The 10,854-nt window shown below is 34.7% G+C and carries 10 protein-coding genes; 7 read left to right on the forward strand and 3 right to left on the reverse strand.

Annotated features, from left to right (window positions below):
- The first annotated feature begins 1,115 nt into the window (after positions 1 to 1,115).
- The 3 genes from IQ05_RS15190 to IQ05_RS15200 are packed head-to-tail and all read left to right on the forward strand — an operon-like array spanning position 1,116 to position 2,597.
- Positions 1,116 to 1,448 carry an ArsR/SmtB family transcription factor gene (locus IQ05_RS15190; protein ID WP_144894321.1) on the forward strand — a complete coding sequence of 111 codons (333 nt, stop codon included), beginning with the start codon at positions 1,116 to 1,118 and terminating at the stop codon, positions 1,446 to 1,448.
- 18 nt (positions 1,449 to 1,466) lie between these two features.
- Positions 1,467 to 1,937 (forward strand): DUF6428 family protein, encoded by a 471-nt coding sequence (locus tag IQ05_RS15195; protein WP_144894313.1) that lies wholly within the window; start codon positions 1,467 to 1,469, stop codon positions 1,935 to 1,937.
- Positions 1,938 to 1,952: 15 nt separating this feature from the next.
- The gene (locus tag IQ05_RS15200) at positions 1,953 to 2,597 is read left to right on the forward strand and encodes an arsenate-mycothiol transferase ArsC (protein ID WP_208653379.1); all 645 of its coding nucleotides are present in this window, start codon (positions 1,953 to 1,955) and stop codon (positions 2,595 to 2,597) included.
- A gap of 211 nt (positions 2,598 to 2,808) precedes the next feature.
- Here IQ05_RS15200 and IQ05_RS15205 read toward each other — a convergent pair whose 3' ends face one another.
- On the reverse strand, positions 2,809 to 3,771 hold the full coding sequence (locus tag IQ05_RS15205; protein WP_144894314.1) for an arginase: 963 nt from the start codon (positions 3,769 to 3,771) through the stop codon (positions 2,809 to 2,811).
- Between the two features lie 11 nt (positions 3,772 to 3,782).
- The gene (gene rocD, locus IQ05_RS15210; protein WP_144894315.1) at positions 3,783 to 5,066 is read right to left on the reverse strand and encodes an ornithine--oxo-acid transaminase; all 1,284 of its coding nucleotides are present in this window, start codon (positions 5,064 to 5,066) and stop codon (positions 3,783 to 3,785) included.
- Positions 5,067 to 5,295: 229 nt separating this feature from the next.
- On the opposite strand from rocD, the gene IQ05_RS15215 reads away from it, so the two are divergent.
- The 4 genes from IQ05_RS15215 to IQ05_RS15230 all read left to right on the forward strand — a co-directional run bounded on the left by IQ05_RS15215 (position 5,296) and on the right by IQ05_RS15230 (position 10,201).
- Positions 5,296 to 5,748, forward strand: a complete 453-nt coding sequence (locus tag IQ05_RS15215; protein WP_144894316.1) for an Lrp/AsnC family transcriptional regulator — start codon at positions 5,296 to 5,298, stop codon at positions 5,746 to 5,748.
- A 12-nt stretch (positions 5,749 to 5,760) separates the two neighbouring features.
- A complete protein-coding gene (locus IQ05_RS15220; protein ID WP_144894317.1) occupies positions 5,761 to 7,959 on the forward strand; it encodes a penicillin acylase family protein in 2,199 nt (732 codons plus the stop codon).
- A 113-nt stretch (positions 7,960 to 8,072) separates the two neighbouring features.
- The gene (locus IQ05_RS15225; RefSeq protein WP_144894318.1) at positions 8,073 to 8,843 is read left to right on the forward strand and encodes a dienelactone hydrolase family protein; all 771 of its coding nucleotides are present in this window, start codon (positions 8,073 to 8,075) and stop codon (positions 8,841 to 8,843) included.
- 344 nt (positions 8,844 to 9,187) lie between these two features.
- Positions 9,188 to 10,201: a M28 family metallopeptidase gene (locus IQ05_RS15230; protein ID WP_144894319.1), complete on the forward strand. Its 1,014-nt coding sequence runs from the start codon at positions 9,188 to 9,190 to the stop codon at positions 10,199 to 10,201.
- Between the two features lie 363 nt (positions 10,202 to 10,564).
- On the opposite strand, the gene IQ05_RS15235 is transcribed toward IQ05_RS15230, so the two are convergent.
- On the reverse strand, positions 10,565 to 10,854 hold a 290-nt coding region (locus tag IQ05_RS15235; protein WP_144894320.1), incomplete at its 5' end, for a transposase.

Here is a 10,854-nt window from a genome sequence, read left to right on the forward strand (position 1 = left end):
GCTATTGTTATTCGACTAAATTCTAGTGGTTTTTTCAAATCTTCCGATTCTATTACTCTTATTCTTTTGTTCTGTTCTTGCGAACAAAACGGCTGTCAATTCAATATGTCTAGGAACGTGTCTTACTATTTTTTCGCCTTTCGTTTGTTTCTCAAAGCGGGTGCAAAAGTAGTTATTCTTTTTTAACCGGCAAGAAAAATTTGAAGTTTTTTTGATATAAATTTTATCTCGTTTGCTTCTCTTTCTCTTATCAATCTCTCAAAGAACTTCCGTTGTTTTGCGGGGTGCAAAGATAACTTTCGTTTTTAAATCTCACAAGCTTTTTTTAAAGTTTTTTCTAAAGATTAAATCCCTAATTACTTTGTTTTTCTTGCCAGTATTTTAATGAACGTCTGCGCTATTGCGGGTGCAAAACTACAACCTTTATTCGCTTTTACAAGCTTTTTTTGAACCTTTTTTTGATTTATTTTCTAATTATCTGATTACATGTTTCTTAATACTAGAACTTTTTATCTTTTCATTTAAAGTCCTGCATTTATAAAGTGAGATCATGCCTTTAAAGGGTATTTCATAGTTTTACCGCTATATATAAGGAGTACTGGTTTTTCTAGTGTTGCAATTAGTACACCCTAATCTATTATATATAGTTACTATCGTTTACTACTATAAAAAAAGGTACTATTATATATAGACACTACCGTTTACTGCTGTAACAATTATAAAATTATATACCATTATATATAGATACTACCCTTTACTACGGTAACAACATTAACATCATACACTAATATATGTAGCTACTTCCTTTACTATGGTCACGATTATAACATGATACACCATTAGATATAAGTAATGCTTATGCTTCTCTAACAAAAAACGCCTTCTTACTTGATTAACCGCGTTAGGGATAGCAGCGGAAAGCCCACAGTGACGACCTAAAGGAAGGAACGAGGACTTGAAGCGAAGAGCCCGACCCTTTTGCAATTCCTGAAGCTACTGCGAAAGAGATTGCAAAAAGGGTAACGCCCTAATGAAATAACTACTTAGCAAAAAACTACCCGTTTAAAGAGTTTGTATTAATTAATATCGTAATATTGCAATATAGATATATAGCCATGGGTATTACCAAGTCGGAACATTTTACAGACGAACAAAACGAATTAGCAACATTGGCAAAAGCCTTAGGACATCCTGCAAGAATTGCTATTGTGCAACATCTCCTAAAAGTGAATAGCTGTATATGCGGTGACATTGTAAATGAACTCCCTCTGGCCCAACCTACCGTTTCGCAACATTTAAAAGAACTCAAAAATGCTGGTCTTATAAAAGGTAACATTGAAGGGAATGCGATTTGTTATTGTATCAATGAAGAGGGTTTTAACTCTATCAAAAGTTTTTTTGATCACATAAACACCTATTTAGAAAATAAGAAAAATCAATGTTGTTAATTTTTAATTATAAGAAAAATGAAATTATCAGAAGTAAAAAATGAGTTAAGCACGTTAGAAAATGTTGCTTTTGTATTACCAAACGGTACTTATGTTCCAGAACATTTTCATGTAACCGAAGTAGGCTTAATCACTAAAAATTTTATTGACTGCGGCGGGAAACTTCGAAATGAAACCGTTGTTAACTTTCAATTATGGGATGCCAATGACTTTGATCACCGTTTAAAACCCAAAAAACTTTTGGATATCATCACCCTTTCGGAAAAGGTTCTCGGAATCCAGGATTTTGAAGTGGAAGTAGAATATCAAGCTGAAACTATAGGGAAATACGATATGGGTTTCAACGGAACTGCTTTTACTTTATTAAACAAATTAACGGCTTGTTTGGCTGAAGATCAATGTGGAATTCCTGATAACAAACAAAAAGTAAAATTATCTGAGATTCAAAGTCAAACTAATAGCTGTTCTCCAGGCGGAGGTTGTTGCTAAATTTAACACTATAAAATGGAACCCATTAAAACCATCCTACTTCCAGAACTAGAAAAAGTAATAAGTGCTTTTGATTTCGAAAACATTTTGACTGATCGAAAAAGTGTTTTGCAACCACTTATTGATTATATTCAGACAAAAGTTAGTAATCACCAAGAAGTTAGACTAAACTTTATTTGTACTCATAATTCCAGAAGAAGCCATTTATCACAGGTTTGGGCGCAAACTGCTGCAACACATTTTAAGATACAAAATATAAATTGCTATTCTGGCGGCACTGAAGCAACGGCTTTATTCCCAATGGTAACCAAAACATTAGAAAAATCTGGTTTTGAAGTTAAAAAAATTGCAGATGGAAACAATCCTATTTATGCTATAAAAAATGGGGAAAATGAACATCCAATTATTGGTTTTTCTAAAACATATGATGCCGACTTTAATCCAATAAGCGAATTTGCAGCCATTATGACTTGTTCCCAAGCAGATGGCGACTGCCCTTTTATTGCTGGTGCTGAAAAACGAATTCCGATTACTTATGAAGATCCTAAAGCATTTGATCAAACACCACAACAAGAAGAAAAATATGAGGAACGTAGTTTACAAATTGCAACTGAATTATTTTATGTTTTTTCAAGAATAAAATCGTCGAGTAACCTCTAGGAAAAGATTAATGTAATTTACGATTGAGTACTCACATATAACTTAGAAATTTTATTTTCAAAATTATTAGATTTGTCAAATTATTTCGAAAATAACAATTACAAAGAAAGGCTTGACTTCAATACAATTTGAAATCAAGCCTTTTATATCATGTAGAAAAACGATAAGCATCCCATTTTAAAAAAGATACTTAAAATCTATTTTTATTGAACTATAGATTTACACTCATTAAATTTGGAGTAATTGCTTCTAAAACTTCAAAAGCAGTTTCGGCCATTTTATTTCCTTTTGTATCCAATAAAGGGTTGACCTCAACAAATTCAACGCAAACCACTTTCTTCGTTTGGATGATTTGATTTATGATTGCGATTATTTCATACTGATCAAATCCTTTAGCAACTGGTGTACCTGTACCATAAGAAATCATATCACAATCCATAGAATCAACGTCAAAGGAAATATACAAAACCTCGCAATGAGCTACTTTTGCTAAAGCCTCAGTAACGCAAGTTTGCAAACCTCGATACCTGACTTCGTCAACTTTATAATTCTTGATTTTTAATTTCTCGATTTGTTTGTCCTCCTCTTCCTCCGTATCACGAACTCCAAAATAGATTAGATTTTCAGGTAGAACTTTTGGACCTTGATGACCAATGTTTTTCATTTCCTCCCAGTCCTTATGCGTTTCTAGAGTTACTTCGTTATTTTGACAACTCAAATTATCATCTCCAAGTGCCGCTGACAAAGGCATTCCATGAATATTTCCAGAAGGTGATGTATAAGGTGAATGCAAATCCGCATGCGCATCAATCCAAAAAACTCCTATATTTTGCTCCGGATAAGCCGCTTTTATTCCGCTTAATGTTCCCAAAGCTGACGAGTGATCTCCTGACAAAACAATTGGAAAGTAATTCTCAACAATACTTTGTTTTACCACATTGTTCACTCTAATACACTGTTCTAAAACATGTTCAATTCGCTTGGCACTAGAGCTACGGTCTTTATCATATATGGTTTCATTGTGCGTTTTAACATCTTCAAAAAGGAAGCGGTTGAAATAATCACTGTTTTGATTTATAGCAGCAATTTCTATGGCATCAATACCCAAATCAGACCCGCGCGTTCCTGCACCTATATCAGATCTGTTCTTTATTAATTTTATTGTTTTTCCCATGGATCTGTATGTTATCTAAAATCATTTAATGCTCGTTCGATAATCGCTAAACATTCGTGAATTTGTGTTTCTGTAATAACTAATGGTGGTGCAAAACGAATTTTATTTCCATGTGTTGGCTTAGCCAATAAACCGTATTCACTAAACTTCATGCATATATTCCAAGCAAGATCAGACTCCTCGTCACAATTTACAACAATCGCATTCAATAATCCTTTTCCTCTCACTAAGGTAATGATAGGATTTCTTGCTGCAATTTCATTCAACCCTTTTCTTAAAACTTCACCTAAATAAGCCGCATTTTGCGCTAAATTTTCATCTTGTACAACTTCAAGTGCAGCAATAGCTACCGCTGCAGCAATAGGATTCCCTCCAAAAGTAGAACCGTGCTGTCCTGGTTGAATAACGTTCATGATAGCATCATTTGCCAAAACTGCCGAAACAGGATAAACCCCACCTGAAATTGCTTTTCCTAAAATTAATATATCTGGTTTTACTTCTGGCGTGTTTTCGCAACCTTTTTTACAATCGCAATTACCACAAGTAGCTAGTAATCTTCCTGTACGTGCTATTCCTGTTTGCACTTCATCCGCAATAAACAATACATTGTGTGCTGCACATAAAGCTTTGGCTTTTGCCAAATACCCTTCACTAGGAACATAAACTCCTGCCTCCCCTTGAATAGGCTCTACAAGAAATCCGGCAATAGTTGTTGTTGATTTCAAAACCGCTTCTAAGGCATCAACATCATCATAAGGAATTTTGATGAATCCAGCGGTAAAAGGTCCGAAGCTTTTGCGTGCATTTTCATCATTAGAAAACGATACAATTGTTGTGGTACGACCATGAAAATTATTTTCACAAACAATAATTTGTGCTTGGTTTTCTGGAATTCCTTTTACTTCATAAGCCCATTTTCTACACAATTTCAAAGCTGTTTCAACCGCCTCGGCACCAGTATTCATAGGTAATACTTTATCAAAACCAAAATACTTAGTTACATATTCTTCAAAAGGACCTAATTGATCGTTATGAAAAGCACGTGAAATCAATGTTAGTGTTTGTGCTTGTTTGATCATTGCACCTACAATTTTTGGATGACAATGACCTTGATTCACAGCTGAGTAAGCAGATAAAAAATCGTAATATTGTTTACCATCAACATCCCAAACATAAACGCCTTCGCCTCTTTCTAAAACTACTGGTAAAGGATGGTAATTGTGTGCTCCATATTGATTTTCTTTAGCAATTAAAGCTTCAGATTTTGATGAAAGGTTTTGTTCTGTATGTGCCATGATGTTAAGGATTTACATTTTAAGATTACAAAACTAGCATTATTTTTTAATTTACCAACGAAATTAAATTTTTTGACTTTAAAAAAGCTACTAATTGTAAATATTTATTTAATTTAGACCAAAATTAAGTCATATTAAAGTACTATAAATCAATTTTAGCTTTTTTTGAAGTCAATAAAAATATGTACTTTTATACCAATACAGCTGCATCAATTTTAATTTTAACAACATGGATATATTAGACGAATTTGATATAAATATTATTAAAGAACTAGAAAAAGACGGACGCATGGCCTATTCTGCCATAGCTAGTACTTTGAAAATATCAAATACCATGGTACACCAGCGCATTAATAGGCTGATTGATCATGGAATCATTACGGGGATAAAACCTATTATTAACGAAAAGAAAATTGGGTATGATTGGGGCTCCTTTACTGGTATTACCTTAAATAAGGACCAAGATTCAGATCGTATTATTGAAGAACTTAAAAAAATTCCCGAAATTACAGAATGCTACTATATTACGGGCTCTTTTACTTTATACATCAAAATTATTGCAAAAGATCACGAACACATGCGCCGTGTACTTTATGAAAAAATTGATACAATACCTGGAATTGCCAAGACAGATTCTATAATTGAATTGGGTTGCGCATTCAAACGTAATGTAAGTCTTTAAAAACAAAAAAAAATGAAGTATTTCAACATTTACAGCACAGTTGCTCTATGCTTTTTAGCTTCAAGTGTTCTTTTTGCTCAAAAAATGACTACGTCAGAACTAGCAAGACTCCAAAAACAATCGCAACAAGTAACTATCATTAGAGACAATTGGGGAATTGCTCACGTATATGGCAAGACTGATGCCGATGCCGTTTTTGGAATGTTGTATGTCCAATGCGAAGATGATTTTAAACGTGTAGAGATGAATTACATCGAAAAATTAGGGCGACTTTCCGAAGTAAAAGGACAAGAATTTCTCTACAATGATCTAGAAATCAAATTACTCATAGACATTGATGAAGCAAAAGCTGACTATAAAAAAGCAGCACCTTGGTTACAAAAATTACTCAACAGTTATGCAGACGGCATCAACTATTACCTATACAAACACCCCGAAGTACAACCGGCTTTATTAACCCATTTTGAGCCATGGTTTCCTTTACTTTGGACTGATGGGAGCATTGGAGCAATTAGCACGGCAGGACTTACTACAAGTGAACTTAAATCTTTTTACGGCTCTGCAGGTGACAAAATCGCATACGTAGAACGTGAAATTAATGTGCAAACAGGATCCAACGGTTTTGCTATTGCACCATCAAAAACAGCATCTGGAAATGCCATTTTATACATTAATCCGCATACTACGTTTTATTTTAGACCCGAAATACAAATCAGTAGTGACGAAGGCTTGCAGGCTTATGGTGCGGTTACGTGGGGACAATTTTTTATTTACCAAGGGTTTAATGAAAATTGCGGTTGGATGCACACATCATCAAATGTGGATGTAGCCGATTTGTATGCAGAAAATATCGTGACTAAAAATAAGAAACTATTTTATGAATATAACGGCCAACTCCTACCCGTTGTCGAAAAAAAAATAACCATCAAGTACCTTGAAAACGGAAAATTAATTCCTAAAACATTTACCTCCTATTTCACCAACCACGGCCCCATTATGGCTAAAAGAGACGGAAAATGGATCAGTTTGAAATCATACAATCGCTCTGTAAAAAGTTTAGAACAAAGTTGGATTCGAACTAAATCCAAAAATTTTGTTGACTATAAAAAAGCAATGGATATAAAAGCCAATACTTCAAACAATACGGTCTATGCTGACAAAGAAGGAAATATAGCCTACTGGCATGGTAATTTTGTCCCAATAAGAGATCCTAAATTGAATTGGTCAAAAGTAGTAGACGGAACAACAACCGCAACACAATGGAAAGGACTGCACGATGTTTCAGAAATTGTGCATTCTTACAATCCTGAAAACGGATGGTTGCAAAACTGCAACTCCACACCCTTCACTGTTGCTGGAACAAACAGTCCAAAACCCGAAAATTACCCACCTTACATGGCTCCTGATGGTGAAAATTTTAGAGGACTCAATGCCGTACGATTGTTAAGCAAAGGAAATCAGTATACTTTAGACCGTGTAATTGCGGATGGTTATGACACTAAATTAACCGTATTCGAATTTTTGATTCCGACTTTAATTTCCAGTTTTGAAAAGAACATTAAAACCAATACACCACTTTATAATGAACTCATTGCTCCCATAACTGTTTTGAAAAATTGGAATTATTATGCTCATGAAAATTCAGTAGCAACAACACTTGCCGTAGAATGGGCTTATCAATTAGAACCTATAATTCAAAAAGTATATACTAACGAAGGCGAATTAGATCAGGTGCAAAACACTATTCAATTTTTGAAAAATGCACAACAAAATGATTTGCTTCCCCCATTACAAAAAGTTCTTAGCGATTTAAAAAACAAATTTGGTTCTTGGGAAATTCCGTGGGGTCAGATCAACCGTTTTCAAAGAACCTCTGGCGCTCTAGCATTAGAATATGATGACGCGCAAGAAAGTTTGCCAATTGGTTTTGGACCTGCAGTTTGGGGAAGCCTACCGGCATTCAAAAGTAGTTTTCAAAAAGATACCCAAAAACGCTACGGTAGCAACGGCAATAGTTTTGTATGTGCGGTGGAATTCGGCACAAAAATCAAAGCAAAATCATTACTTGCGGGAGGTAATAGCGGCAACCCTACATCAAAACATTTCTTTGATCAAGCCAAAAGATATCAAGAGGGACAATTCAAAGAGGTTTTGTTTTACAAAGAAGACGTATTGAAACATACTGAAAAAACGTATCATCCTGGGGAATAAGCCATGGATTAACTACTATATGATTTAAAAATACTGATATAAGATAATAGGATATTAGATAAAGCAAACTAGCATAATTAAATCAGAAATTTGTAATCCTAATAAATACTACTATGAAAAACATCTTTTTAGCCCTTATTGGCGTTCTACTAAGTTCCACTGGTGCTCAGGCTCAATTAAAGCCCGTAGCTTATACTGATGCTGCTCAAAAATTAAATGGCCTTGCGGTTAAACCTCAAAAAGCAACGAAAACAAAACCAGGAGTTCTAATTCTACCTGCTTGGAAAGGTATTGATACGCATGCCAAACAATCTGCTGAAAAATTATCAAAAATGGGGTATTATGCCTTTGTTGCTGATATTTACGGTGAAGGCAATTATCCTAAGAATACTGAAGAAGCAGGAAAACAAGCTGGCTTTTACAAAAATAATGTAGGCGATTATCAAAGACGAATTCAATTAGCACTAGACCAATTAGTAAAAGCAGGCGCAAATCCTGATAATATTGTTGTTATAGGATACTGTTTTGGGGGAACTGGAGTTCTTGAAGCTGCTAGAGCTGGTATGAAATTTCAAGGTGTTGTTTCGTTTCACGGTGGCTTAGGCCGCGATGCTTCTAGAACCACTAACCCTATCAAAACAAGAGTCCTTGTACTTCATGGTGCTGATGACCCTTATGTTCCAGTTGCTGAAGTGGCTGCATTTCAGCAAGAAATGAGAACTGCAAAAGCAGATTGGGAAATGATCTACTACGCTGATTCGGTTCACGCCTTTTCAGATCCTGAAGCTGGCAATGACAATTCAAAAGGAGCTGCCTACAATGAGAAAGCAGATAAGCGTTCTTGGGAGCGTATGAATGTTTTCTTAAAGGACGTATTGAAATAATAGCTACAAAAAGTAATAACAGTATAAATTCAGTTTTTTTTACATTTATAATGGATGTAAAATATAAAAACTGAATTTATACTGTTTTTTTATGTCCAAAATATTTTTTCAAAAAAAATGAATAGCAACTTTGGCTTGTTAGCGTAAAATACTAACACTTTATTGTAGCATCTAATACGTTTAGTCTACGTAGCGCAAAAAAAACTTCATAAACTCAAAAGTCGTTACTCATAATTTTATTACTAAATTAATTTATCAAAAAAAAATTGTTATTTTTTAGTAACTTCGTACATGTTATTTTTACAATAACGCTATTTGTATATTCTCTATTAATTAACAATGAAATGAAAAAAATTGCTTTTCTTGGTATCATTACCACTTTTACACTTAGTTGCTCCAGTCAGCAAAACATTACCACGCCCGTGGAGCCTACCGCTTATTTAAAAACCATAACCGAAAAGGAGCTAAAAACTCATTTATACATCGTAGCTTCAGATGAAATGGAAGGCAGAGAAACAGGCTCTGCTGGTCAAAAAAAAGCGGGAAACTACCTCATCGATGAGTACAAAAAAAATAATATTGGCTTTCCCACAGCTGCAACTGATTACTATCAAAAAATTCCAGCTGCTTTCTTGAACGCACAATACAATGAAAATCTACCAGACTCTGAAAACATTTGGGCCTACATTGAAGGTTCGGAGAAACCAAATGAAGTATTGGTGATATCAGCACATTACGACCACGTAGGTGCCAAAAACGGAGAAATTTACAATGGAGCTGATGATGATGGTTCTGGAACTGTAGCATTACTTGAAATTGCTCAAGCCTTTCAAAAAGCAAAAAAAGACGGCCACGGTCCAAAGCGCTCTATTATGTTTTTACACGTAACAGGCGAAGAGCACGGCTTGCATGGATCCAGATACTACTCTGAAAATCCACTTTTCCCTATTGCAAATACCATTGCCAACATCAATATCGACATGATTGGCCGCAGAGATAAGGAGCACGCAGACAGCAATAATTATGTGTATGTTATTGGAGCAAACCGACTTTCGACAGATTTAGACAATATTTGCGCTGCTGCAAATACTAAATACACAAACCTAAACTTAGATTATAAATTCAACGATCCTAAAGATCCAAATCATTTTTACGAGCGTTCTGACCATTATAATTTTGCAAAATTTGGAATCCCTTCCGTTTTCTTATTTAATGGTGTACATGCAGATTACCACCAACCTACAGATAGTCCTGACAAGATTGAATACGATGCACTTACTAAAAGAGCACAGTATGCATTTGCAATAGCATGGGAACTTGCAAATAGAGAAAACAGACCCGTAGTAGATAAAAAATAATAATCTCTAGGGCACATCCTCGCTTTCACTAGCGTTACAGCAAGGTCGGGCTATCCGTTACAATCTCCCGAAAAAAAATCGGGAGGATTTTCACTACTATCCCTTGTGCAAAAAAATACGCCTCGCATTACTTTGAGGCGTATTTTTTATTTTAAAATCTAAAATAATCTAGAAATACAAATCGTACTTCCTAACACTTTATAAACATAAAACAGATCGCTTCCTTCCAAAGCAAGCTTAACTATTCAGGACTACTAAATGCGGTTTAATTCCTGTTTTAAGCCATTAGAAAAACAAAGAACTCACTACACCAAGACATCAGAAAAACACGGATCAATCCCAAAACCTGTGGGGAATGAAAAATTAAGCATAAATAGTTGTTAGCCTAAAAAGGAAGAATGCAACATTTTTAACGCCTCTAAATTGAGTTCTAAAAGCTTTTATTTTAGCATTGAACGACTCTGCAGATGCGTTTGTGCTTCTGTTATCAAAATAGTTTAGTATGGTTTGGTAATGATTTATTATAGATCTTGAGATTGTATTGAAAGACTTAAATCCAGATTGACTTACTTTTTCATGCCATTTAGCTAATCTTGAGAGTCCAATGATTTTATCTGTTGTTTTCTCAAATATATTTCTCAACTCTTGGGCTA

It is taken from the genome of Flavobacterium tiangeerense, from assembly GCF_007830355.1.
Classification (GTDB): Bacteria; Bacteroidota; Bacteroidia; order Flavobacteriales; family Flavobacteriaceae; genus Flavobacterium; species Flavobacterium tiangeerense.

Coding starts and splice junctions, on each gene's coding strand:
- IQ05_RS15190 (WP_144894321.1), top strand. CDS start 1,116: ATGGGTATTACCAAGTCGGAACATTTTACAGACGAACAAAACGAATTA.
- IQ05_RS15195 (WP_144894313.1), top strand. CDS start 1,467: ATGAAATTATCAGAAGTAAAAAATGAGTTAAGCACGTTAGAAAATGTT.
- IQ05_RS15200 (WP_208653379.1), top strand. CDS start 1,953: ATGGAACCCATTAAAACCATCCTACTTCCAGAACTAGAAAAAGTAATA.
- IQ05_RS15205 (WP_144894314.1), bottom strand. CDS start 3,771: ATGGGAAAAACAATAAAATTAATAAAGAACAGATCTGATATAGGTGCA.
- rocD (WP_144894315.1), bottom strand. CDS start 5,066: ATGGCACATACAGAACAAAACCTTTCATCAAAATCTGAAGCTTTAATT.
- IQ05_RS15215 (WP_144894316.1), top strand. CDS start 5,296: ATGGATATATTAGACGAATTTGATATAAATATTATTAAAGAACTAGAA.
- IQ05_RS15220 (WP_144894317.1), top strand. CDS start 5,761: ATGAAGTATTTCAACATTTACAGCACAGTTGCTCTATGCTTTTTAGCT.
- IQ05_RS15225 (WP_144894318.1), top strand. CDS start 8,073: ATGAAAAACATCTTTTTAGCCCTTATTGGCGTTCTACTAAGTTCCACT.
- IQ05_RS15230 (WP_144894319.1), top strand. CDS start 9,188: ATGAAAAAAATTGCTTTTCTTGGTATCATTACCACTTTTACACTTAGT.